Genomic DNA, 25,185 nt, shown 5'->3' on the forward strand with positions numbered 1-25,185 from the left:
AACAAATCGCACCGAAAATTTGCCCGACAACAATCAATCCAGAATTGAAGTTTTAAAATCACATCCAAATTATTATCAATAATAATGCGATCGATCAAACCTGACACCTGTCGCAACCACGTCACCCGACTCAAAGAAGACAGATGTATCCATCCCATGCAGCATCACTGCATAGCCCTTGACGACGCCATCTTCCTCCCGACTTATCCCCAGCACACCACCACGTCGACCAACGTATACAGACCGGGGCTCAACGACCTCAACCTCCATATAGAAATCAATAGCTTCATTCATTTGTGCGTAATCCGTCCATCAAGCGAAATATTAAGATGCGACCCGTCGCGTGTCGCCCAGCCCAACTGCGCCTTTCCAGTTCTGGACAATTGCACATCCCACTCGAAAGCCTGCCCCTGAGTGCGCGACGGACCTTTTGTCCATTCATTACCAAATCTATCCAGATATCCATTATTGGGGCCACGGGGAAGCGGATTTGATGCAGAGTATCCCGACGGAGGAACGTACCTTATTCTACCCTGAGTCGGCAATTCGACATATTTTATTCTGGCTTTTGATGACCAAACTTGTGCAGAACCGACCGACCCAACAGGATTGAATGGCGGTTCATCAAGGTACGCCAATCCGCCACGAGACACCGCGACTTCGCCAGACGAGGCGACTGATGCAGGTGGTGCTTTCCCACCCTTTACCAAGGCTCCCCCCTTTGCACCCGCAGCACTTGTGATCAGCGCGAGTGCCATATCCCGCCAATACTCACCACTGGTGAATATATTGGAAAGATCGCCAAACGCCTGACCGGCCTGCCCCCTTAATCCGTGCGTAAAGTAGGACCCCAAATCCAGAGCGTAGCCAGGTGCCATGCCCCAAAGCGGCGGAGGCAGTCCAGATACAACGAAATCGTTGTACTCATCCTTCTGCATGATGAGTCGAGGAGTTCCGTCTGACTCCGTCAGCGTGAAGCTGACAGTCTCGCCTGTCTCCTTGTTCTGATTCGCTATGACTTTATAGGCAACCTCATCACTGCTGTCGGAAATAACAACGGCCTTGGTGTTGTCCGACATCTCAAGAATCGTGGAACAGCCTCGCACAGCAGGATTGGCCTTGCAGACATCCAGAGCTTCCAGGTACTGATCCCAGTGCATCTGACGGTTGAACTGATCTCCCAGCAGCGCCGTGCCCGCACCATCACTACCACCCACGACTCCGCCCAGCGCAGCACTGGCGAGTTCGATCAGACTGTTGAACTCACCGCTCCGCGGATCCATGCCCTGACCGGTAAGGAAGCGTGTCATCGCCTCCTTGGCCAGCGCGGCACCGGTGGCACCCGCAGCGGCGCCGCCAATATCGCCGCCACTCAATGCCGCAACGGCAGCGCCTGTCAGGCCATGCAGCAAGACCTTGTTGCGCCCGCTTTCACCCCACTCGCTGATCCGCCGCAGCGCGTCGGCCTCGGCCTCGGCATCACCATTGGCGCGCGCAACTTCCAGATCCACCTTGGCCTGGGCACTCTTCTTGGAGGCCAGATTGCCAACGGCCTTGAAACCGATCTCCCCCAGGATCTGCGTGAGTTCCTGCCGCTCCTGAACCTTCTTCTCGTCGAAGATGGGCGCAAATCCATTGGCGTTGTCCAAACCAGTTACGCCGCGCTGCAGGCCTGCCAGCGTGCTGTTGTCTCCATTTCGAATGTCGATCGTGCCGTCGGCCACGCCGCTTCGCGTGGTGGAGCTCTTGCTGTCACCCGTTGGCAGGCCCGGCATCACCGAGGGGTTGAAGTTGAACCCGTCTGAAGGGCTCCCGCCGCCACTGGTACCGCCACTGATCGAGGCGGAAAGGAACTCCGCCCGGTTCTTGAGATCCTCAACCGTCAAGCTGCCCGTCGACAGCAGATTCTTCGAGGGATCCGCGGTGCTTGCGATGACGGCCCCGACCAGATGCGTGTTGCCCCCCACCTGCAACTGGAAGCCCCCGTCGCCGGCGGCGATTCCCGTCTGCTCTCGGACGCTACGGTAGTCACTGTCGATCATGGCGGCACTGCCGCTGGCACTACCCTCGAAGCCATAGCCAATCGTGGCTTCACCTTTCGCCGCAAGCTGCTGGCTCTTGTATCTATCCGTGTCCTGCTCTGTGCGCACCGTCAGATTGCCCGCCACCTGACCGATAACCTGGTTGGCAACCAGCTGTGCGCCCTGCAAAGTCGTGTCTCCACCACTCGCAAACGTAAGGCGATCCCCGGCCTTGATGATGCTTTCGTTGTGGACGGTGCCGTTCCCGTCGGCCTTGCCACGCGCGGCATTGGCGCCAACATAGACACCGATCGCTGCACCGCCGCCGCTGCTTCCACTGATCGCAACACCGATCTCTCCACCCTGGGACTGGTTTCTGCTGTCCTGGGCATAGCGATCCTCGCTGCTTCGGATCATCAGATCCTTGGCCGCCGCAAGATCTACGTTGCGACCCGACACGTTACTGCCCACCACGGTCAGATCACCGCCGGTGGCTGCGATCACCACATCGCCATCACTGTGCAATGTGCTGCCACGATGGGTCGTCTGCTCCATCGTCGTTTCCGACTGGGATCGCTGGGTTCCTGCGGTCACCCGGACGTTCAATCCGGCGCCGCCACCGCCATCGCCCGACTGCTGCCCCGCAGCCTGGGCCACCGCGATTGCACCCTGCGCCGCCTTGTACGCATAGAACGCCTTGAGGCGATCGTCCTCGACCTCGTCTGCGCGCTTGGCGAAGGCATACACGGCGCGTGCACTTTGAATGGTATCAACGGTCGCACCGCCCACGGCAACATTCAGACCGGACTGCCTGAAGTAGTTCCTGTCGTTGTACTCCGAGTGCTGTTCTGCTGAATCGATACGCACATTCTTGCCAAGCAACGTCATTCCGTTCCTGGAGAGCACATCGGAGCCCCCGATGTGCAGCGTTTCGCCCGCAGTCAGCGTCACGCTGCCCAGCGCGCTGCCGACGATGCTTCCTTCCGCGATCGTCTCGGTCAGGGAACTGCTGTTGCCGCTGCTTCGGCTGCCGAAGGTAACCCCGAAGCTGCCATTCATCCCCCCAAGTAGCCCGGACTTCTTGCGATCGCTACTGTGCTGTTCGGAATGACTGGACTCCGCAGCAACAATACTGAGATTGCCTTTGGCAGCTATCACTACATCGCCAGTGGACGCAATCTTGGCGCCCTCGGCTGTGATGTCACGACCTGCGCCGATGCTGATCCGCTCAGCCGACAAAACCGTGCCAACGGCCAAGATGTCTTGGGTTGCATCGTGCGTTGCGGTACGCGTAGTGGACGTTAGCCCACGCCTCTTGCGCTGGGTGTCTTGCTCCCAGGTGTGCTCTTCCTGCGCGGATGTCAGATTCACATCACGGCCGGCACCAATACTGATCGCGTCCTGGTCGCTTCGTACCTCTGCGGCTACCAGGTTCACATCGCGGCCTGCACTGAGTGCGATTCCGCCGTCAGCAGACAACTGGCTGCCGCGCACCGTCTCATCACGCTGGCTGACCTGCAGCGAACTGCGCTTGCCTGCGCTGGCAAAATCCCGGCTCTCACTGTCCACCAGCGCCTGGCTGTTGATGTCCCCACCGGCCTGCAATGCCAGGCCACCACCAGCATTGATCTGCGCTGCAGCAAGGTTGATGTCCTTGCCAGCGGCCAGCACCACGTCGCCAGCGCCCTGCACCGACGAGGCAGCGTGTGTCGTCTTGCTGCTGCGCTGGTGGTTGCGTTCATCGAAGGTGGCGTCGCGGCGCTCCTCCAGCGCAATCGCGCCAACATCCAGAGTGCCGCCTGCGGCCAGCTGGGTCAGGCCGTCGGCGGCGGCGTTGCGGATCTGTGCGGCCTGCAGGCTGATGTCACCGCCAGCCACCACCGACAGCATGCCGTCGCCACTGGGGTTGGTCACATACAGACCAGCAACCCGATCAATGCGGTTGGTCTCGTACTGGTAGGTGCCACCGCCCTGCTGTGTCTCCACCGTGGAGACCACCGTGACATTGCCCGCGGCCTTGACCGACAGCGCATCGGTGGCCGTCACGGCGGCACCGACAACACGGATGTCCTTGTCCGACGACAGCCCGACGTACTGGCCGGAAATGCTGCCGCCCAGATGCTCGATGTTGCCGGCATCGATGGTCACCAGCTTGCGCCCGGCGATGTTGCCGGAGTTGACCAGGCCATTGCCCAGTTTGATATCGACATTGGCACCGGCCAGCAGTGCACCGTTGCCGTCGAGGTCTCCCGGGCGCAGGCGCAGGTAGACCTGCGGCACCAGCGCGGTGGTGGTGCTGCCATCGGCCAGGGTGACGGTCTGCTCGACCAGCCAGACGATGTCGCTGGTCAGCTGTGCCATCTGCGCTTCGGTCAGCGCCACACCGGGGCGAAGGCCCCATTCGCTGGCCACCGTGGCACCGGCCTCCAGCAGCGCGCGGTACTGCGCCTCGTCACTGGCGTAGCCGTCCAGGAAGCGGCGACCGGTCAGCTGGCCGATCTGCTCGCGCACCAGCTTCTGCTCGTAGTAGCCATCACCCAGCCGCTTCTGCACGGTATCGGGCGAGTAGCCCATCTGGCCCAGCAGGTGGTCCGAGCTCAGCCAGGTCTTGTGGTCGGTAAAGCGCGGATCGGTCTCGACCAGGTAGTGGCCACCGTTGGGATTGACGTTGAACAGGCTGGCGCTCGGCGCGCGCGTGTCCGGTGCACCCATCGCGATGCGATCCGGCGATCCTCCACTGGCTGCGACCACGCGCGGCCCGGACGTACCGGTGTTGCCGCTCACGCCGCCGACGCTGCCGCCCTGCTGGGTACCGGCGGCATCGGCCGCCTGCGCCAGCGCGCGTTCGGCACCGGTGCCGGTGGACTGGCCCGGCCCCTGCGCACCGCCGTGGCCCGGCCCATCCGGCAGCGCTTTGGGACCCTGCACGTTGAGGTTGGCCATCGCCGAACCGTTCTGCACGTTCGGCGCGTTTCGCCCCTGGTTGAGGTTGCTCAGGTCACCGACGTCGATGCTCAACGTGCCGTTGGCGGTAATCTGGCCGCCCAGCTGGCCGATCTTTTCGGAGATGGACTCTGCGGTCCATTGCGTTCGGGTGCCGTCGTAGGCAATGGAGGTGTTGTTGAAGGTGTGCGTGCGGAACAATTCGAGGCCGACGTTGCTGACGCGGCTGTCGGCGCCGTGACCGACGATCTGCAGATTGCCGCCCGCAGCAATCTGCGCGTAGCGGTTGTTCAGCTCGTCCACCGACAGGCGCATGTTGCCGCCGGAACGGATCACCGCATCGGCACCGGCACCGGGCTGCAGCTGGTCCTCATGGGCCACGTGGTGAGCAACGCGCTTTTCTTCATTGAGGCCGTGTTCCTGCGTGTGCTGGCGGCGGCCGACAATGGTCGCATCGGGATTGCTCAACGACGCCGGGGTGATGAACTGGATGCAGGTAGTGCTGCAGGTACCGTAGGCGCTGGAGAACGTCAGGCGGTCGTTCTGGTAGGTGAACTTCTCCTTCGACTTGAGTACGTCGAACGGATCGCCGCCCGGCACCTGGTCCGGATTGGCGGCGGCACCCTTGCTCACGTAGTAGATCGTGACGGTACCCGTGACCGGATCCATGCGCCAGCGCTCGCCGCGCACGTCATAGCCCAATCCACCAGAGCCGAAGAAGAAGCGCGAGGTGTTCGCGGTCAGGCGGACCACCGCCTTGCCCAGGCGAGTGCCGTCCGGCGCGATATAGGGCTCGTCCTGCAGCACGTCTTCCGGCGCGATGTAGTAGAACTCCCAGGCCTTGTAATTGCTGGTATCGCTGACCGTGCCTGCGGTGTTCTTCGAGTTCTTCTGCCACGCCGCCACCATCATGTTGACGGTAGTGTCGATGGTTTTGACCAGGGTCGGGGCGATCGCCACGTTCTCGCGGATGTTGTTGACCTCCTGCGCATCGATGGACAGGTTGCCGGTCACATCGATGACCGAGCTGATGTTGTCGATCCGGCCTGCAATGCCGCTGGCGATCCGGTCGGCACTCAGCGTGCCGCCGATGGCAGCATCACCGCCGCTGTAGATCAGGCCCTTGCCGGTGTTCTGCAGCTCGCGCACGCCCAGGTCCAGGCGCTCGCGTGCGGCCACGGTGCCGACGCGGGTGGCACCACCGGCCTCTTCGGCGCGGTTCTTCAGCACGCCGGTGGAGATCGCCACGCGATCACCGTAGATGCGCCCGGTGCCGAGATTGTCGATTTCGCCGGCCTCCAGGTGGGTCAGCGCGCCATCGATCAGGCCGCGGTTGGTCAGCTGGCCACGGGCATTGAGGTGGGTCGTGCCCTGGCTGGAGATCTCACCCGAGGCCGCGTTGGTGATGTTCTGGGCGTTGAGGTCGAGGTTGCCACCGCGCACGACACCCTGGTTGTCGAGGTCGCCGGACAGGTTCAACGACAGCGTGCCGTTGGCGATCCATTCGCCACGATGGCTCATGCTCTGCTGCAGGGTGAGGCCGAGGTCACGCTGCGCGTGCACCTGGCCGCCTTCGCTGAGCGCACGTGCCACCAGCGTCTGGCTGCCATCGGCGCGCAGCAGGCCACCACTGTTGGCGACGGTGTCCGCCTGGCTGTCCAGGTTGCCGCCGGTGCTGATCACGCCGCCGGTGTTCTGCAGCTGGCCGTTGATCTGCAGCCGCGCACCGCCATCAGTGACGACCTGGCCCTGGCTGTTGTCCAGCCACTGTGCACCGAACTGCAGCTGGCCCGCCTGCAAGCCACGCGTGCCGTCGCCGCCACGGGTGTTGCGGTTGTCCACGCTGGCGGCCGTGAGGGTCAACAGCTGGCCGGCAGCGATCGCGCCGTCGGCGTTGTCCAGGTGCCCGTCCAGGGTCAGGTCGAGGTTGCGCCCGGCCTGCACGCGACCACTGGCATTGGCCAGGCTCCCCGCCTGCAGCGACAGTTTCGCGGCGCTGGCAAGTGTTCCACCGGAACTGTTGTCGACGCGGGCCAGCAGCAAGCGCGCATCGCCTTGTGCATTGACTGCGCCGCCACGGTTGTCCAGCACGCCACCATCCAGCTGCAGCTTCCCGGCCGCCAGCAATCCACCGCTGCCGGCGGTGGCGCGGTTGTCGATGTCCTGCCCGGCCGTGTTGATGGCCAGGTCGGCCGCCGACTGCACGCGACCGCCCTGGTTGTCCATCGCGCCACTGCGAACGATCAGGTCGCCCTTCTGCGTGCCCAGCGTGCCGGCGCGGTTGTCCAGCCGCTGGCCGCGGGTATCGATGTCCAGCTGGCCGCCCAGCAGCGCGCCGCGCTGGTTGAGCAGGCCGTTGCCCTGCAACTGCAGCCGTTCGCCGGCCTGCATCGCGCCATCGCTGTTGTCTACGCCTGCCGCCGTGGTCGCGCTCAGGTCCTTGCCAGCGACCAGGGTGCCGCGGCGGTTGTCGAGGCTGTCGGCATCCACAGTCATCGTACCGGTGCTGGACAGCAGGCCCTGCTCGCCATTGTCGAGACGACCGTCAACGCCCAGCACCAGCGCGCTGCCGCCCGCATGCACGGTGCCGCCCTGGTTGCCGAGGCTGGCCGCGGTGACCGTGCCGGCACCGCCGAGAAGGATGCGGCCCTTCTGGTTGTCCAGCGCCTGGCCGATCACCAGCGTGGAGTGACCCGCGCCTGCACCCTGCAGCGTGCCCTGTGCATTGATCAGCTGCTGCGCGGTGACAGCCAGCGCGCCATTGCTGGCCAGCGATCCACCGCGATTGTCCAGCACACCCTGTACGCGCAGGCGCAGCGCGTCTTCACCGGTTGCGGTGAGCGTGCCACCGGCGGTGGTCAGGGTATCGGCGGTGATGTCGACGCGGCGCGCCGAGGTGGTTGCCGCGGTCAGATCGAGGTTCGCGCCATCCAGCGCGAAGCTGCCATTGCTGAGCACGCTGCCGCCGTTGCCCAGCAGGGTCTTCGCCGAGACCTGCAGCTGGCCGCTCCCCGCGTGCTGGATCCTGCCTGCACGGTTGTCCAGCGCCTGTGCCAGCAGGGCCAGGTCGCCATTGCTGGCCAGCGTGCCACCGGCATTGCCCAGCGTCCTGGCCTTGATGCGACTGGCGCCTTCGCCGCTGGCGATGATGCGGCCACCGGCGTTGTCGAGCGTAGTGGCCTCAAGGTCGAGGCGATCGGCGCCCAGCGTCGCGTCACGATGATCCACGTCGCCAGCACGCAGGGTCAGCGTGGCCGAGGAGACCAGCGTGCCCTTGCTGCCGTCCAGGCGGCCGGTAGTGATGTCCAGGCCCTGGTTGCCGGCCTGGCGGATGCTGCCGCCACTGTTGTCCAGCCGTGCGCTGCTGATCACCAAGCGGTTGGCATTGCTGGCGATCGTGCCTTCGTGGTTGTCCAGCGCAGCGACGATCTGCAGCGTGCTGTCAGCCGTTCCGGCACCGCTGAGGGTGCCCTTGCGGTTGATCAGTTCACCGGCCTGAACATCCAGCGCGCCGTTGCCGGCGATCGTGCCGCCACTGTTGTCCACGCGCTGCGCCACGTGCAACCGCAGCGTGTCGCTGCCGGTCGCGCTGAGGTTGCCGCCGGCATTGTCCAGGTGCTGCGCATCGATGGCGATGCGCTCGGCCTGGGTAATGCTGCCGGCGCCGAGCACCAGCTCGCCCCCTTCCAGCGTCAGCGACGACTGGCTGAGGATCCGGCCCGCCGCGCCCTGCAGGCTCTCGGCCCGGATCTGCAAGGTGCCGCTGCCCGCGTGTTCGATCGCCCCACTCCGGTTGTCCAGCCTTGCCGCCTGCAATCGCAGATCGCCAGTACCGGCCAATCGGCCACCGTTGCTGTTGTCCAACAGCTCGCGGACCTGCACCTGCAATGCAGCGCTGCCTGCGGCCAGCACCTTGCCGCCCTGGTTGAGCAGGCTGCCAACCTGCAGCTGCACCTGGCCATTGCCGGAAATGCCGCCGCCGCTGTTATCCAGCGTGTCGCGCACCGTCAGCGCCACACCCTGCGTGCCGGCCGACTGCAGCGTGCCCTTCTGGTTGTCGATGCGACCGGCGGCGATGCGCAGGCCGCCGTTGCCGACGATCTGGCCGCCCTGATTGTCGAGCGCATCGCGCACGTCCAGCGCCAGCGCCGAGACACCCTGCGAGACGATCTGGCCCTGGCGGTTGCGCAGTGCCCCGGCGTGGATCTGCACACTCTGCGCCGATGTCGTACCACCACTCACGTCCAAGTCCCCGCCGGACAGAACCAGCGCGCCGTTGCTGAGCAGGCGCCCTTCGCTGCCACGCAACGTATCGGCCTGCACGCTCAGGGTGCCGGTGCCAGCCTGCTGAACCAGGCCGTTGCTGTTGTCCAGCGTGGTCGCGACCAGTGCCAGATCGCCGTTGCCGGCCAACGTGCCGCGGGCACTGTTGTCCAGCGTCGTGGCCTTCACCGAACTGGCCCCGGTACCGAGCGACAGCAGGCTGCCGCCGCGGTTGTCCAGCGTCGCGGCGAGGATGTCGAACGCCGCCGCACTGAGCGAACCGTTGCGCAGATCGGCGTTGCCTGCCGACCATTGCAGGCGTCCCAGGGTACTCAGACGCCCACCGGCGCCGGCCCAGTCGCCGGTACCCAGCTGCAGGCCACCCTCGCCGGCGTGTTCGATGCGGCCACCGGCATTGCCGACCTGGCCCGCGCGCAAGGCCAGCTGCGTGGCATTGGTGGCCAGCAGGCCACCGTCGTTGTTGAACAGGCCCTGCACCGTCCACGACGATGCCGCCTTGCCGGCGTGGCGCAGTTCACCACCGCGGTTGTCGAGCGCCTGCGCATCCAGCGACAGGTCGCCGGCCACGCTCAGCGCACCCTTCTGGTTCGACAACAGGCCCACCTGCAACGCGGCATCGCCATGCACCTGCAGCATACCGCCGTCATTGCGCAGCTCCCCCCCGGCCTGCAGCGCGCTCACGCCCAGGCGACCGCCGCTGTTGTCGAGACCGTTGCGTGCGGCCAGTGACACCGTGCCGCCGTTGCTGATGCTGCCGCCGTCGTTGTCCAGCGTACCGGCGATGGCGATCAGGCCCTCGGCCAGGGGCAGCTCCGGCGACGTCGGCGTGCCCGCCGAGCCGCCATTGCCGCCTCCGGTTCCCGGCGTTCCCGGCGTGCCGGTTCCGGGTGTTCCACCGCCATTGCCGGGCGACGTGCCGCTGCCAACGCTGCTCCCGTTACCACCTGACGCTACGGCATCCAGTGCACCCAACAGGCCATTGCTACGGTTGCTGGCTGCGTCGGCCTTGAGCGCCAGCGCCTGCACACCAGTCTGTTCAATGGTGCCGCCATGGTTGCGCAGGCCCTGCGCCTCGACCCGCAGGCGCTGTGCGTTGAGCTTGCCGCCGCTGTTGTCCAGCGTGCCGCCGGTGTCGATCGCAACCTCGCGCGTGGCGGCGATGGTGCCGGCATTTGCAAGATCACCGCGCGCCTGCACGCGCACGTTCTGCAGCGACTGCAGGGCACCGGTGTTTTCCAGCCGGCCATCCACCGTCACCACCAGCTCGCCGGCCTGTGCGCCAATGCTGCCGGCATTGCGCACGCCCACGCCGTGCTCGTTGCCGACCAGCCAGATCTTGTTGGCGAACATGCCGCCCAGCGCACCAACGTCCAGCGCGAAGGCCGGCGCCCCGCCGCTGGCTGCGGTCGCACTGGCCTGGCTGTGGTCGGCACTGACCACGTTGTTGCCCAGCGTCGCCTGCAACTGATTGGCCCAGATGCCGGCGTTGACCTGCAACGAACGGGTGATCAGGTCGGTGTAGTCGGCGCGGCTGGTGTCCAGGCCATCGCCATCGATCTGGATCGCGCCCCCTGTGACGCGGTAGCCCTCAAGTGCGCCTGCACCCGTGAACATCGGCGTGCCGGTGGTCAGGGTCACCCGGCTGGCATTGAGGAAACCGCCGCCATTGACCTGGATGCCGGCCGGGTTGGCAATGATCACCTCGGCGCGCTGCCCGGCCACTTCCACATAGCCGTTGAGCCGGCTGGCCGGACCATTCACTTCATTGAGGATCACCCGTGCACTGCCGGTGGCGAGCCACGGGTTGCCCTGCACCCAGCCGCCCAGCTGCGTCTGCACCTGGCCGCGGGCGTTGTTGAGGATGACGCCATCGCGGCCCACATCGAACTGCGAATAGCGGTTGCGCGACACACCCGCCGCCGACGGCGTGGTGATGTTCACCATCGGCACGCCATTGGGTGCGGTCACCATCGTCGGCCGTTCACGGCCCGGCGCATTTGGATCGGAAATGATGCGCGCATCGGACTGCGCCAGCGCAGGCGTTCCCAGGCTGACCCAGCCCAGTGAGCACATCAGTGCGAAGCCCAGCGGCGACAGCGCAGCGCTCTGCCGGCCCGGCACATGGCCGACCAGGCCACCGCCGCCCTTCACCAGCTCCGAAGCCACCTGCCAGACGCGCAGCGCGCGGTTGAAAACCAGACGATAGATAGTGTTCATGTCACGTGTCCTTGTGGCAGATCAGTAGCGCCAGGCCAGGCTGAAGCCGAATGTGGTGTAGTCGGTGGGGAAATGGGCGGGTTTGCGCAGCGCCGAACCCACGAAGCCATCCCAGGAAAGCTGCTGCCAGCCGCCGCGCAGGCCCAGTGCCATGCCGGCCAGGTCATGGCCGGACTGCCACTGCGCGGATGGGCCGCCGATGCGGCCGTAGTCGGCAGCCACGTAGAACTCCTGGCCGCCACCGATACCGAGCGAAAGATCGTTGCGCAGCGACCAGCCACGCTCGCCGCTGAGCGAGCTTTCACCGTCGAAACCGCGCACGGTATAGCGGCCACCGATGGCGAAGCGATCCTGCGGCGAGAGTGGCGTGCGGTTCCACTGCGCCCGCCATGCGGCGGTGTAGCGCAGGCGCTGCTTGCCCAGCTGGAACGGCACGCTGAACTGCGCGTCGGCGGTGATCAGCTTCATCCGCGAGGTGCCTTCCAGCGGCAACGTCGGGTCCCACAACTGCGCCATCTCTTCCGGCGAACGCAGTGCGTGGAAGGCGCCCGTGCCACGCCGGTAGGCCACGCTGGCATCGAGCGTGGCAGTGCCGATGAACTGCTTGTGGGTCAGGCCCAGTTCCCAGCCAGCGGTGCGGCGGCGCTGCACTTCGATCTCGGTATCGTCGATGTAGTTCTTCGACTCGCGCTGCCAGCCGCGTGCGTAGGCACTGAACTTGATCTTGGCATTGCGCAGCAGCAGCCGGTCCACCCGCGCTTCGGCGTTGCGGCTGCGGCCACTGTACTCGTAGCGTTCAAAGGCACCGACCACGTTCTGGCTGTAGTCGTAGGCGCTGGCAGTAGCACCGAACAGCCAGTAGCCGTAGGGCACGTCGTAGTGCGCGGTCCAGCTGTCGGTGTCCTTGCCGCGGCCGTTGAACACGCCACGGCCGGCACTGATGTAGAACAGCTCGTTCAGGCCCAGCGGGTTGTCCAGCGACAGCGTCGCGTTGGCCTGCAGCTTGCCGGTGCCGCGGCTGCCGGCATCGTCCAGGGTGACGCTGGCGCGTACCGGTGAACGCTGCGTCCAGTCGATCTGCAGGTCGCTCTGGCCCGGCACCGCGCCCTCGCCGTCGGCCGGCGCGATCTTGATGTCGGCACTGACGGTGGGCACGCGCTGCAGGTTCTCCAGGCCCTGCTCGATGTCACGCAGGTTGAGCAGGCCGCCGCTGCGGATCGGCAGTGCATTGGCGAGGGCCGGATGCCGTCCCTGCGGATCGGAGAACACGGCCTCGCGGAACCGGCCCGGCACCACCGACAACGCCAGCGTGCCCTGGTTGAGGTCCTGCGGTGCCGACAGCACGCGCGTGGTGACATAGCCACGGGCGATGATCGCGTTCTGCACACGCTTCATCACCACGTTGATGCCTTCGGTTCCCAGGCAACGGCCAGTGGCCGGATCGTCCGTCGGGTCGGCCGCCGCCAGTGCCCAGCCGAAGCGCTGGCTGTCTTCGCCTTCCAGCACGATGCGATCGATGCGTACGCACGGGTGCTCCCGCGCCGGCAGGCGGTCGCCCTCCTTCTGCGCGTCCCGCTCCAGGCGGACGTCGGGGCGTTGTTCCTGCTGCTCGCGCAGCACGCGTTCGCGCTCCTGCTGCCGCAGCAGTTCCTGCGCGGCGGGATCACCGGCCTGCTGGGCGGTCGCCGGCCATGCGGCAACGGCGAGCATCAACGACCAACCACGATGGAGCCTCGGCCCCGGGTGCTTCTTCCCTGTTTCCACGCTACGTTCCATTCGAAATCGTCCTGCCAGCCGCGGTGCTGCAGGAACGTGAACCGAGGCTGCGCCACCATGGACAGCCACGGCATCGCGCGACAGGCGCAATGCCGGAGTACACATCGGCCGGCGCGGGAGTTTCTGAAGGATGAATTTCCGGAGGGCGCGCGTCAGCCCTGTGCAAAGGCTCGCGGCAAAGCGCTGGCAGGTTGCGGAACGAGCGTTCGCCTCGTGCCTGCAAAGCGGCGCATGCGGCTGCACGACAGCCGTGCAGCGAAGTGCAGCCGCGAAGTATGCGGTGCACGGCCCACGCCCGCAAAGCGAATCCGTTCAGCCGCACACGCCCTGCGCGCGGGTCACGCTACAGTCGGCGCATGACCATCGTCCTACAGATTGAAGGCGCCGCCATCGATGACATCGCCAGCCTGTACGCGGAGATCAACCGCGTGTTCATGGCTGGCGAGGCGTGGCAGCTCGGGCGAAGCCTGGATGCGCTGGACGACCTGCTGCATGGCAGTTATGGCGCGTTGGCCGGCCAGGCGCAGGCCACGCTGATCTGGCGCGATATTGCCCACAGCCGCACGGCCCTGGGCATGGAGACCACCCGCCAATGGCTGCAGGCAAAGCTGGACACACCGGGCGGCTTCAACACGCAGGCCATTGCCCACCAGCTGCAGGCCCTGCAACGGGGCGAAGGCCCGACCTACTTCGAGATCGTCATGGAGATTTTCACCAGCCACCGGCAGATCACGCTGGTCCCGGCCTGACTCCTTTACGTGCCGTACCGGCCTGCCACCGGTGGCGGCAGCCCTGCGCCCCAGCAGTTACCATTGACGGCCCTGTACCCGCTCCGCTGCGGCCGCCCTCCGGCGCGGCCGGATGCCCAGATCCACGAGTCCCATGTCCAAAGACAAGTCCGCCGAACACACCCCGCTGATGAAGCAATTCTTCGCAGCCAAGTCCGAGTACCCGGACCTGCTGCTGTTCTTCCGCATGGGCGACTTCTACGAGCTGTTCTACGACGATGCGCGCAAGGCCGCGCGCCTGCTCGACATCACCCTGACCCAGCGTGGCAGCTCCGGCGGCGCACCGATTCCGATGGCCGGCGTGCCGGTGCATGCCTACGAGGGCTACCTGGCACGGCTGGTGGCGCTGGGCGAGTCAGTGGCGATCTGCGAGCAGATCGGTGACCCGGCGCTGGCCAAGGGCCTGGTCGAACGCAAGGTGGTGCGCATCGTCACCCCCGGAACTGTCACCGACGAAGCGCTGCTGGACGAGCGCCGTGACACCCTGCTGATGGCGCTGTCGCGCACGAAGCAGGGCTACGGCCTGGCCTGGGCCGACCTGGCCGGTGGCCGCTTCCTGGTCAACGAAGTGGAAACCGACGATGCGCTGGAAGCCGAACTGGCCCGACTGGAGCCGGCCGAGCTGCTGGTGCCCGACGATGAAAACTGGCCGGAATTCCTGCGCCAGCGCACCGGCGTGCGCCGCCGTGCGCCGTGGCTGTTCGATGCCGACAGTGGCCGCCGCCAGCTGCTGAACTTCTTCAAGCTGCATGACCTGAGCGGCTTCGGCATCGATGACAAGCCACGTGCGACCGCTGCCGCAGGTGCCCTGCTCGGCTATGTCGAGGAAACCCAGAAGCAGCGCCTGCCGCACCTGACTTCGATCGCGATGGAAACCGCCGGCGAGGCGATCGCGATGAATGCCGCCACCCGTCGCCACCTGGAACTGGATACGCGCGTCGACGGCGATACCCGCAATACCCTGCTGGGCGTGCTCGACAGCACGGTGACGCCGATGGGCGGCCGCCTGCTGCGGCGCTGGCTGCACCGCCCGCTGCGCCTGCGCGAGGTGCTGGTGCAGCGCCACCATGCGGTGGAAACCCTGATCGATCGCGGCAGCGACGCCGACATCCGCGAACAGTTCCGCCGCCTGGGCGACCTGGAACGCATCCTCACCCGCGTCGCGCTGCGCTCGGCGCGCCCGCGCGATTTTTCCACCCTGCGTGATGGCCTGGGGCTGCTGCCCGCCGTGCGCGAGGTGCTGGCGCCACTGGACTCGCCGCGCCTGCAGGCCCTGCACGCCGAGCTGGGCGAGCATGACGCGTGCGCGCAGCTGCTGGCCAGCGCCATTGCCGAAATGCCGCCACTGAAGCTGAGCGACGGCGGCGTGCTGGCCGACGGCTTCGATGAAGAGCTGGACGAGCTGCGCCGCCTGTCCACCCATGCTGACCAGTTCCTGGTCGATCTGGAACAGCGCGAACGCGAAAGCAGCGGCATTCCCACCCTGAAGGTGGGCTACAACCGCGTGCACGGCTACTACATCGAGATCAGCAAGGGCCAGTCCGACCGTGCGCCGGTGCACTACACCCGCCGCCAGACGCTGACCAATGCCGAGCGCTACATCACCGAAGAACTGAAGGCGTTCGAAGACAAGGTGCTGTCCGCGCGCGACCGTTCGTTGTCGCGCGAGAAGTACCTGTACGAGCAGCTGCTGGACACCCTCGGCGAACAGCTGGAACCGTTGAAGCAGTGCGCCGCTGCGCTGAGCGAACTGGACGTGCTGGCCGCCTTCGCCGAGCGCGCGCAGGCGCTGGACTGGTCGCGGCCGGAACTGGAAACGGCACCGTGCCTGAAGATCGAGCGTGGCCGCCATCCGGTGGTCGAAGCGGTGCGTGAGCAGCCGTTCGAACCGAACGACCTGGACCTGCATCCCGACCGTCGCATGCTGGTCATCACCGGCCCGAACATGGGCGGTAAATCGACCTACATGCGGCAGAACGCGCTGATCGTGCTGCTGGCCCACATCGGCAGCTTCGTGCCGGCCAGCCGTGCGGTTATCGGTCCGATCGACCGCATCCTGACCCGCATCGGCGCCGGTGACGACCTCGCCCGCGGGCAGTCGACCTTCATGGTCGAGATGGCCGAGACCAGCTACATCCTGCATCACGCCACCGCCCATTCGCTGGTGCTGATGGACGAGATCGGCCGCGGCACCTCCACCTACGACGGCCTGGCGCTGGCCGATGCGGTCGCACGCCACCTGGCCTACCAGAACCGCTGCTATACGCTGTTCGCGACCCACTACTTCGAGCTGACCGCGCTGGCCGACGAACAACACGAGGGTGGCCGCAGCGGCATTGCCAACGTGCACCTGGATGCCGTCGAGCACGGTGAAGCGCTGGTGTTCATGCACGCGGTGAAGGACGGTCCGGCCAACCGCAGCTTCGGCCTGCAGGTGGCCGCACTGGCCGGCCTGCCGCGCACTACCGTGGCGCAGGCACGGCGGCGCCTGGCCGAGCTGGAGCAGCGCGGCGGTGAAAGCCATGCCGCCGAGCTGGCGCCGCAGGCATTGGATGCGCCGCAGCAGTTCGGCCTGTTCAGCGCCCCGGCCAGCAAGGCGCAGGAGGCGCTGGCGGCGATCGACCCGGACGAACTGACGCCCAAGCAGGCGCTGGAAGCCCTGTACCGGTTGAAAGCGCTGCTGTAACTGCAACGCATAGAGACGGCCTCCGGCTGCCATGCAGGAGGCCTCTTGAAAGTCTCTGCAAATCCGATTTTGCGTTTCAATTGACAGAATCTATCAATCTGAACGGATCATTCGATTATTCATTTCATCTGGCCCTAGCTAAAGTCGAGTGAAGATGTTCCACCCCGTCTTCACCCGCAGGAGCCAGCCATGAGCCAGTCCGATAACAACAGTCCCAAGTGCCCGTATCACACCGCTCCGTCGCCGGCAGAAGGCGCCCAGCAGCAGCGTGAGCTGAGCACGACGCCGAAGCAGAAGCACGGCGACGATCCGGTCACGCCGATGACCACGGCCTTCGGCGCACCGGTGGTGGACAACCAGAACAGCAAGACCGCTGGCCCGCGCGGCCCGCTGCTGATGGAAGACGTGTGGCTGCTGGAAAAGCTGGCCAACCTCAACCGCGAGATCATTCCCGAGCGCCGCATGCATGCCAAGGGATCGGGTGCGTTCGGTACCTTCACCGTCACCCACGACATCAGCAAGTACACCCGCGCCAAACTGTTCGAGAAGGTGGGCAAGCAGACCGAGATGTTCGCGCGCTTCACCACGGTGGCCGGCGAGCGTGGTGCCGCCGACGCCGAGCGTGACATCCGCGGCTTCGCACTGAAGTTCTACACCGAAGAAGGCAACTGGGACCTGGTCGGCAACAACACGCCGGTGTTCTTCCTGCGCGACCCGCGCAAGTTCGCCGACCTCAACAAAGCGGTCAAGCGCGACCCGCACACCAACCTGCGCAGCGCGCGCAACAACTGGGACTTCTGGACGCTGCTGCCCGAAGCCCTGCTGCAAGTGACCGTGGTGATGAGCGACCGCGGCATTCCGCGCAGCTTCCGCCACATGCATGGTTTCGGCTCGCACACCTACAGCTTCACCAACGCCGACAGCGAGCGCTTCTGGGTCAAGTTCCACTTTGTCAGCCAGCAGGGCATCGAATCGCTGACCGACGCGCAGGCGCAGATCCTGGTCGGCCATGACCGCGAAAGCCACGGCCGCGACCTGTTCGACGCGATCGAGAAGGGCGACTTCCCGAAGTGGAAGCTGTTCATCCAGGTCATGCCGGAGCTGGAGGCGGAAACCTACCGCATCCATCCGTTCGACCTGACCAAGGTATGGCCGAAGAGCGACTACCCGCTGATCGAAGTGGGCCAGTTCGAACTGAACCGCAACCCGGTCAACTGGTACCAGGACGTGGAGCAGTCGGCGTTCGCACCGAGCAACCTGGTGCCGGGCATCGGCCCGTCGCCGGACAAGATGCTGCAGGCACGCCTGTTCGCCTATTCCGATGCGCAGCGCTACCGGCTGGGCGTGAACCACCACCAGATTCCGGTGAACGCCGCACGCTGCCCGGTGCACAGCAATCACCGCGATGGTGCGATGCGCGTGGATGGCAACTACGGCGGCCTGCCGCATTACGAACCGAACAGCTACGGCCAGTGGCAGGAACAGCCGCAGTACCGCGAACCGCCGATGAAGATCCGCGGCGACGCCGACTTCTGGAACTTCCGTGAGGACGACGCCGACTACTTCAGCCAGCCCGGTGCGCTGTTCCGCAGCTACAACCAGGCACAGAAGGACCGCCTGTTCGCCAACACCGCCCGCGCCCTGGGCGATGCACCGGACTTCATCAAGCAGCGCCACATCGACAACTGCAGCAAGGCCGACCCGGCCTACGGTGCCGGCGTCGCCGCAGCCCTCAAGGCGCTGGCCAGCCAGCCATCGGATCCGTTCAAGCCGGCGCAACCGGAAGCGGACTTCCCTACTGCGACCCCGGGCGCGGAAGACATCGAGCTCTGATCGCCCTCCCCGTGTACGGCACGCCGCCCCCCTGTGAGGCGGCGTCGCCGTTTTAACGGTCCGCGTCGTACCTTCTGCACGCCCCACCCCAATCAAGGAATCCGCAGATGAGCCTGACCGATGAACTTCTCGCCAAACTGCAGGGCGCGCCGCTGCAGCAGGTCTCCCAGCAGCTCGGTATCAGCGATACCCAGGCTTCCGGTGCGATCAGCGCCGCACTGCCGGTGCTGATGGGCGCGCTGGGCAACAACGCCTCGCAGCCACAGGGCGCACAGGCGCTGCTCGGCGCACTGCAGAACAACCACAGCGGGCTGGACCTGGGCAGCGTGCTCGGCTCGGTACTGGGCGGCGGTGGCGGTGGTGCCGCCAGCGATGGCGCCGGCATCCTCGGCCACATCTTCGGCGGCAGCCAGCAGAAGGTCGAAAGCGGGCTGGCGCAGGCTACCCAGCTGGACAGCGGCCGCACCAGCCAGTTGCTGCAGATCCTCGCACCGATCGTGATGGCCTTCCTCGCCCAGCGTCTCGGTGGCGGCCAGGCCGATGCCGGCTCGCTCAGCCAGGCGCTTGGCCAGGAAAAGCAGCACGTGCAGCAACAGGGTGGTCTTGCCGGTGGCCTGCTCGGCAGCCTGCTGGACCAGGACGGTGACGGCCAGCTCGGCGTGGGCGATCTGCTGAAGATCGGCGGCAGCCTGCTCGGCGGCAAGCGCTGACGCCTGCGGGCGCCGGACCCGGCCCGGCGCCGCATCATTTACAGCGCGTCAATATCGCCCAGCGCGCGGATCAACCGGCGCGCGCGCTTGTCCGGCTTGTGCTCCGGCGGCTGGAACCCATCGCGCGCGGCGATGCGCAGCGCACGCTGTTCGGCACGACGCGCCTTGGAGGCCTCGCTCTCGGCATACAGCTGCTGCGCCGTCGCTGCGGGCCCGCGCTGATCGCTCAGGCCGAGCACCTGGACCTCGAAATGCTCTTCACCACGGTCGACCTGAAGCTGCTCGCCCACGCGCACCGCGCGTGAGGATTTCGGACGCTGCCCGACAACGCTGACCTTGCCGGTCTCGATCGCCTGCTTGGCCAGGCTGCGGGTCTTGAAGAAACGGGCCGCCCACAACCAGATGTCCAGGCGGACACTGGGTGACAGCGGGGAAAGCTCGGGCATGGGGGCAGGCTACTCCAGTGGCTTGTTGAGGGGACGCGGGTTGTCCGGGTCGGCCCGGCAGCCGGTGCCGCCGATCAATGGCCGCACCCCGGAGGCCAGGTCCTGGCGCTGGCTGCCGACCAGACACTCGGGACGGTCGGTTGGCCGGATCTGGGTATCACCCAGCCGGTCGTCCATCGAACATGCGGCCAATCCGACGCTGATCAAGGCCAGCGCCAGCCTGCGCTCCACCTGCAGTCGTTGATGCATTGCCACATCCCGCAAACCGGCTTGGTGCTAGTGTGCGCCTCCCGGGATTCGATCACCACTCCATGGCCAAGGCACCGCTTGACCTGACCTCCGGCCCGATCGGGCGCAATCTCCTGTTGTTCTCCCTGCCGATCCTGGCGGGCAACATCGCGCAGTCGCTGAACGGCTCGGTAAACGCGGTCTGGGTCGGGCGGTTCCTCGGCGAGGCGGCGCTGACCGCCACCGCGAACGCCAACAACATCATGTTCTTCCTGATCGGCTCGGTGTTCGGTTTCGGCATGGCCTCCACCATCCTGATCGGCCAGGCGATCGGCGCGCGCGACCTCGTGCAGGCGCGGCGCGTGGTCGGCACCAGCGCCACCTTCTTCATCGGCCTGTCGGTGATCATCGCCCTCGCCGGCTGGTTCATGGCCCATCCGCTGCTGGCGGCGATGGGCACGCCGGCCGCTTCGCTGCCATTGGCCGAGGCCTACCTGCAGATCATCTTCCTGGCGATGCCGACGCTGTACGCGTTCGCCTTCCTCACCGCCGCGCTGCGCGGTGCCGGTGATTCGCGCACGCCGTTCCGCTTCCTGATGGTGTCGGTGGCGCTGGACATCGTGCTGAACCCGGTACTGATCTTCGGCATGGGGCCGTTTCCCGCGCTGGGTATCGCCGGCTCAGCGTGGGCCACGCTGGTCGCGCAGACGCTGTCGCTGGCCGGCCTGCTGCTGTACATGCGGCACAAGCGCCACACCCTGTGGCTGGGCCGCGCCGACATGCGCCTGTTCAAGCTCGACATGACCATCCTCAAGGCGCTGGTGGTCAAGGGCGTGCCGATGGGCCTGCAGATGGTGCTGATCTCGCTGTCGGTGATCCTGCTGATGACCATGGTCAACCAGTACGGGACCGACACCGGCGCGGGCTACGGCGCTGCCCTGCAACTGTGGAACTACCTGCAGATGCCAGCGATGGCGATCGGTGCAGCGTGCTCTTCGATGGCCGCACAGAACGTGGGTGCGCAGCGCTGGGATCGCGTGCGCGGCACCGCGCGCCAGGGCGTGCTGTTCAACTTCCTGCTGACCGGCGCGTTGATCCTGCCGCTGGTGCTGTTCGATCGCCAGCTGCTGGCGCTGTTCCTGCCACCGGCCAGCCAGGCGCTGGAGATCGCGCGCCACCTCAACCACGTAGTGATCGGCTCGTTCCTGTTCTTCGGCGTCAGCTTCGTGATCTCCGGCGTAGTGCGCTCCACCGGCGCGGTGATTCCACCGCTGCTGATCCTGGCTGGCTCGCTGTGGGGCGTGCGCGTGCCGTTCGCAGAACTGCTGCAGCCGTACTGGGGCGCCGATGCGATCTGGTGGAGCTTCCCGGTCAGCTCGCTGGTGTCGATGCTGCTGTCGCTGGCGTATTACCGCTGGGGTGGCTGGCGCAAGGCGAAGATGATGGGCAAGCCCTCGCATGCCGAAGAACTGGCCACGCCCTCTGAGATTCCGGCCTGCCCACCGTCGCCGGTGGCCGACCCGGATGCCGCACCGCTGCGGTAGTGCCGGCCGCTGGCCGGCAACTTCAAACCGCTCCGCAAGCATCGCAAAGCAGCCGGCCAGCGGCCGGCTCTACCGCTTCTTCTTCGCCGCGTTGAGCGTCGCCGCCGCGCGCAGCAGCGCCTTGAACGCAGCGGCATCCGGCATCGCGCCTTCATGGATGTCGATCGCACGCCGCGTGTTGCCGTCCAGGCTTGCGTTGAACAGCCCCTTTGGATCGGCCAGCGCCGCACCATTGGCGAAGGTCAGCTTCACTGCCTGCTTGTAGGTCTCGCCGGTGCACAGGATGCCGTTGTGCTCCCACACCGGTGTACCCCGCCATTTCCAGGTTTCCTGCACGTCGGGCAGCGCTTCATGGATCAACGCACGCACGCGTGCCAGTGTTTCACCGCGCCAGTCTGCCAACTCGGCGATGCGTGCATCGATCAACTCGGTGGCCGGTGTTCCGGCATCGGCCGGGTTGGGGGCATGCGTGGCCATCAGGAGCTCTCGTCGGGAAAGGAATGAGAAGGTCGGGGTCACATGCGCTCGCCGGGCAACGCGGCGGCCTGGCGCACCCAGTCGAGGAACTGTGCCTCATCCAGCAGGCCGTCCTGCGGGATGTGCAGGTAACGCGTATCGGCGCTCCTGGACGGCTCGGGCGGCACTGGCGCCAGTGCCGCGCCGCGGAAGAACGCCACCTTGATGTAGCGGGTGAAGCAATGGAAGCTGAGAAACCACCCTTCGCCCGGCGCAACCGCATACATCGGCGAGTTCCACTTCACTGCCTTGTGCACCCCAGGTACGGCCTGCTCGATCAATGCATCCAGTCGCGCGCCGATCGGACGTTTCCAGTCCGGCATGGCGGCGATGTATGCCTGCACCGGCGCATCGCCCTCGCCCTTGGCGATCTGCGGGTTGCCACCGGACAGCAGCGTGGGCGCAGTGGAAGGTGCGGTTCGCTTGGCAGGCATCGCACGCTATGTCCATCGGGATGAAGCTGCAGCCTAGCGCGGGCCCGCCCGGTGGTCACGGCGCAGTGCGCCATCGGCTCAGCCCGCCTGCCGTGCGCGGAACCGGCGCCAGTCCGGCAGCTTGCGGTGGCGGCGCAGCGAGCGCATCAGCGCTGCCATCACGATACCGAACAGCACGCCAGCCGACAGGCCGGCCACCAGCAACAGCGCCAGCGGGCGCTCGCTGCCCTGCCACAGCATCAGCCACATCAGCGCGGTCCAGAACAGCCCGAACAACAGGCCCTGCACCAGCGCATTGGTACCAAAACCAGCCAGGATTGGTGGTGGCAGCGCGATGCCCACGCGCCACAGCAGGCGGTGCAGCAGCGGCGCCGACTGCACGCGCGCCAGCCCCTTGCCGTCGAGGAAGCGCAGTGCCGACTGGATCACGGCGGGATAGCGCGGGTTGATGTCGCTCATCAGCTGATCGTGGCCGATGCGATGCCGGAAACGCAAACGGCCACCCGAAGGTGGCCGTCGCGGCAACAACCGAAGTTGTTTATCAGGCCTTGTCGGCCAGACGGGCAGCCTTGGCGGCAGCAGCGGCAGCCAGGTCTTCCTTGATGCGGGCAGCCTTGCCTTCCAGGCCACGCAGGTAGTACAGCTTGCCGGCGCGGACCTTACCACGACGCTTCACTTCGACCGAGTCGATGATGGCGCTGTGGGTCTGGAAAACGCGCTCGACGCCGTAGCCGTGCGAGATCTTGCGGACGGTGAACGAGGAGTTCAGGCCGGCGTTCTTGGTGGCGATGACGACGCCTTCGTAGGCCTGCACGCGCTCGCGGCTGCCTTCCTTCACCTTCACGTTGACGACAACGGTGTCGCCCTGGCTGAACTTCGGCAGTTCGCGGGTGATCTGGGCGGATTCGAATTCCGCGACGATGGACTTGTTCAGCTTGCTCATGGGTTACACCGATTCTTGTTCGGGTGGGCGTGTCGTATCGACAACGTGGGCTCATGCAGTCACCGGACTGTGCTGCACGTTTGTTTTGGGTACTGCGCGCGCCAACCGGGGCTGGCGGGAATTGGCCATGATAGCCGATAAAGCCAGCCCTGCGCTAGGGGCTGGCCTTCTGGTTCCGGGCCTGGCGGCCCTGCTCCAGCAGTTTGCGGTCGGCCTTGCCCAGTGCCTGTTCATCCAGCAGGTCCGGGCGCCGCTGGGCGGTCCGGAGCAGCGACTGCTGGCGGCGCCAGGCGGCGATGGCCGCGTGGTTGCCCGAGCGCAGCACCTCCGGCACGTCCCCCAGCGGGTGCTGGGCCGGCTGGCTGTAATGCGGGCAGTCGAGCAGACCGAGGTCGCCCTCGAAGCTGTCCTGCGCCGCCGACTCCGCATCGTTCAGGGCACCGTCCTGCAGGCGGGCCACGGCGTCGATGATCACCGCCGCGCCCAGCTCGCCCCCGGACAGCACGTAGTCGCCGAGGGAGATTTCCTCGTCGACATTGGCCTCCAGGAAACGCTCGTCGATGCCCTCGTAGCGGCCACAGAGCAGGACCATGCGCGGCAGCGCCGCCAGTTCCCGCACCTTGGCCTGGGTCAACGGCGCGCCCTGCGGGCTGAGGTAGATCACCCGCGCCGGGGTTGGATCGGCCTCGCGGATCGCCTGCAGGCAGGCCTGCAGCGGCTCGATCAGCATCACCATGCCCGGGCCACCGCCGAACGGACGGTCGTCCACCCGGCGGTAGTTGCCTTCGGCGTAATCACGGGGGTTCCAGCCATGCAGGCTGAACAGTCCCTTCTCCTGCGCGCGCCCGACCACGCCCAGTCCAGCGGACTGGGCGAGGAACTCGGGAAACAGGGTGATGACGTCGAAACGCATGCTCACACTCAGAACTCGGGGTCCCAGTCGACCACGATCAGGTTGGCCTCGAAATCGACCGATTTGACGAAGTCCGGCTGCACGAACGGAATCATCCGCTCGCGGTCACCCCGGACCACAACCACGTCATTGGCGCCGGTGCTGAACAGGTGCGAGACCTGGCCCAAGGCGACGCCCTCGGTGGTCTTCACATCCAGGCCTTCCAGGTCCACCCAGTAATACTCATCGGGCTTCGGCGGCGGCAAGGCACTGCGGGCCACGTAGATCTCGGTGCCGCGCATCGCTTCGACCACATCGCGATCCTCGACCCCGGGGAAACGGGCCACCAGGTGCTTGCCGCTGTCGCGGCCGCGCACACCTTCAACCGTGGTTTCCACGCCGGATGGGCTGCGCACGATCCACGGCTGGTAACGGAAAATGGCGGAACGTGGCTCGGTCCAGGACTCGAGCTTGATCTCGCCGCGCACACCAAAAGCGCCGACAACCCTGCCCAGCAGGATGCGGCGCTCGATATCTTTCATCTGCTTCAACCAAGAGGGCCACGCCGAAGCGTGGCCCGTCAGGATCAGGCCGCAGCGGCCTGGGACTTGGTCGCTTCCTTGATCAGGTTGCGGACCTTGTCGGTCGGCTGGGCGCCGTTCTTGACCCAATGGTCAACGCGGGCCAGGTCCAGCTCGATGCGCTTCTCGGCGCCCTGGGCGACCGGGTTGTAGAAGCCAACGCGCTCGATGTTGCGGCCGTCGCGCGCGCTGCGCACGTCGGTGACGATGATGTGGTAGAACGGACGCTTCTTGGCGCCGCCGCGGGTCAGTCGGATCTTGACCATGGTGTTTTTCCTATTGCCCAGTCGCCAGGATGGCGAGGTAAGCGGGCGATTATAGCGGCAGATCGCGGCCGGGCCAA

The 25,185-nt window shown here is 66.1% G+C and carries 17 protein-coding genes; 5 read left to right on the forward strand and 12 right to left on the reverse strand.

Translation table 11 applies throughout. The annotated features are described in order from the left end of the window. Nucleotides 1-75: 75 nt before the first annotated feature. Genes AC10QF_RS01735 through AC10QF_RS01745 form a run of 3 tightly spaced genes read right to left on the reverse strand, consistent with a single transcriptional unit; the run spans nucleotide 76 to nucleotide 13,175 of the window. A complete protein-coding gene (locus AC10QF_RS01735; RefSeq protein ID WP_134970741.1) occupies nucleotides 76-294 on the reverse strand; it encodes a hypothetical protein in 219 nt (72 codons plus the stop codon). Next, complete coding sequence (locus AC10QF_RS01740) at nucleotides 291-11,465, reverse strand: hemagglutinin repeat-containing protein (protein ID WP_494541630.1); 11,175 nt, start codon at nucleotides 11,463-11,465, stop codon at nucleotides 291-293. Before AC10QF_RS01740 ends, AC10QF_RS01735 begins: the two co-directional genes overlap by 4 nt. A 21-nt stretch (nucleotides 11,466-11,486) precedes the next feature. After that, a complete protein-coding gene (locus AC10QF_RS01745; RefSeq protein ID WP_494541631.1) occupies nucleotides 11,487-13,175 on the reverse strand; it encodes a ShlB/FhaC/HecB family hemolysin secretion/activation protein in 1,689 nt (562 codons plus the stop codon). 422 nt (nucleotides 13,176-13,597) lie between these two features. Between AC10QF_RS01745 and AC10QF_RS01750 the strand changes: the two genes are divergently transcribed. From AC10QF_RS01750 to AC10QF_RS01765, 4 genes are all read left to right on the forward strand, one after another. Beyond that, nucleotides 13,598-13,990, forward strand: coding sequence for a barstar family protein (locus AC10QF_RS01750; RefSeq protein WP_494541632.1), 393 nt, complete (start codon nucleotides 13,598-13,600; stop codon nucleotides 13,988-13,990). A gap of 133 nt (nucleotides 13,991-14,123) precedes the next feature. Further along, complete coding sequence (gene mutS / locus AC10QF_RS01755; RefSeq protein ID WP_494541633.1) at nucleotides 14,124-16,715, forward strand: DNA mismatch repair protein MutS; 2,592 nt, start codon at nucleotides 14,124-14,126, stop codon at nucleotides 16,713-16,715. Between the two features lie 189 nt (nucleotides 16,716-16,904). Next, nucleotides 16,905-18,548 carry a catalase gene (locus AC10QF_RS01760; protein WP_005415744.1) on the forward strand — a complete coding sequence of 548 codons (1,644 nt, stop codon included), beginning with the start codon at nucleotides 16,905-16,907 and terminating at the stop codon, nucleotides 18,546-18,548. A 107-nt stretch (nucleotides 18,549-18,655) separates the two neighbouring features. Continuing rightward, nucleotides 18,656-19,258, forward strand: a complete 603-nt coding sequence (locus AC10QF_RS01765) for a DUF937 domain-containing protein (protein ID WP_065178082.1) — start codon at nucleotides 18,656-18,658, stop codon at nucleotides 19,256-19,258. A gap of 38 nt (nucleotides 19,259-19,296) precedes the next feature. Here AC10QF_RS01765 and AC10QF_RS01770 read toward each other — a convergent pair whose 3' ends face one another. Both AC10QF_RS01770 and AC10QF_RS01775 read right to left on the reverse strand, forming a co-directional pair. Beyond that, nucleotides 19,297-19,704, reverse strand: a complete 408-nt coding sequence (locus tag AC10QF_RS01770) for an RNA-binding S4 domain-containing protein (RefSeq protein WP_494541634.1) — start codon at nucleotides 19,702-19,704, stop codon at nucleotides 19,297-19,299. A 9-nt stretch (nucleotides 19,705-19,713) separates the two neighbouring features. Continuing rightward, complete coding sequence (locus tag AC10QF_RS01775) at nucleotides 19,714-19,953, reverse strand: hypothetical protein (protein ID WP_005415741.1); 240 nt, start codon at nucleotides 19,951-19,953, stop codon at nucleotides 19,714-19,716. Nucleotides 19,954-20,015: 62 nt separating this feature from the next. On the opposite strand from AC10QF_RS01775, the gene AC10QF_RS01780 reads away from it, so the two are divergent. After that, complete coding sequence (locus tag AC10QF_RS01780; protein ID WP_069139106.1) at nucleotides 20,016-21,476, forward strand: MATE family efflux transporter; 1,461 nt, start codon at nucleotides 20,016-20,018, stop codon at nucleotides 21,474-21,476. Nucleotides 21,477-21,545: 69 nt separating this feature from the next. Here the strand turns inward: AC10QF_RS01780 and AC10QF_RS01785 are convergent, their stop codons facing one another. The 7 genes from AC10QF_RS01785 to rpsP all read right to left on the reverse strand — a co-directional run bounded on the left by AC10QF_RS01785 (nucleotide 21,546) and on the right by rpsP (nucleotide 25,108). Further along, complete coding sequence (locus tag AC10QF_RS01785; protein WP_065178085.1) at nucleotides 21,546-21,953, reverse strand: DUF1801 domain-containing protein; 408 nt, start codon at nucleotides 21,951-21,953, stop codon at nucleotides 21,546-21,548. A gap of 38 nt (nucleotides 21,954-21,991) precedes the next feature. Beyond that, on the reverse strand, nucleotides 21,992-22,426 hold the full coding sequence (locus tag AC10QF_RS01790) for a DUF1801 domain-containing protein (RefSeq protein WP_005415738.1): 435 nt from the start codon (nucleotides 22,424-22,426) through the stop codon (nucleotides 21,992-21,994). Between the two features lie 78 nt (nucleotides 22,427-22,504). Then, complete coding sequence (locus AC10QF_RS01795) at nucleotides 22,505-22,885, reverse strand: DUF6404 family protein (RefSeq protein WP_095377784.1); 381 nt, start codon at nucleotides 22,883-22,885, stop codon at nucleotides 22,505-22,507. Nucleotides 22,886-22,967: 82 nt separating this feature from the next. Further along, nucleotides 22,968-23,369 (reverse strand): 50S ribosomal protein L19, encoded by a 402-nt coding sequence (gene rplS, locus AC10QF_RS01800; RefSeq protein ID WP_005415736.1) that lies wholly within the window; start codon nucleotides 23,367-23,369, stop codon nucleotides 22,968-22,970. A 154-nt stretch (nucleotides 23,370-23,523) separates the two neighbouring features. Next, nucleotides 23,524-24,282, reverse strand: a complete 759-nt coding sequence (trmD, locus tag AC10QF_RS01805; protein WP_005415735.1) for a tRNA (guanosine(37)-N1)-methyltransferase TrmD — start codon at nucleotides 24,280-24,282, stop codon at nucleotides 23,524-23,526. A gap of 8 nt (nucleotides 24,283-24,290) precedes the next feature. Beyond that, nucleotides 24,291-24,803 (reverse strand): ribosome maturation factor RimM, encoded by a 513-nt coding sequence (rimM, locus tag AC10QF_RS01810; protein WP_005415734.1) that lies wholly within the window; start codon nucleotides 24,801-24,803, stop codon nucleotides 24,291-24,293. A gap of 44 nt (nucleotides 24,804-24,847) precedes the next feature. Beyond that, the gene (gene rpsP, locus AC10QF_RS01815) at nucleotides 24,848-25,108 is read right to left on the reverse strand and encodes a 30S ribosomal protein S16 (protein ID WP_005415733.1); all 261 of its coding nucleotides are present in this window, start codon (nucleotides 25,106-25,108) and stop codon (nucleotides 24,848-24,850) included. Nucleotides 25,109-25,185: the final 77 nt, after the last annotated feature.

The sequence above is a fragment of the Stenotrophomonas maltophilia complex sp. Om-AH-Sm3 genome (genome assembly GCF_059337855.1).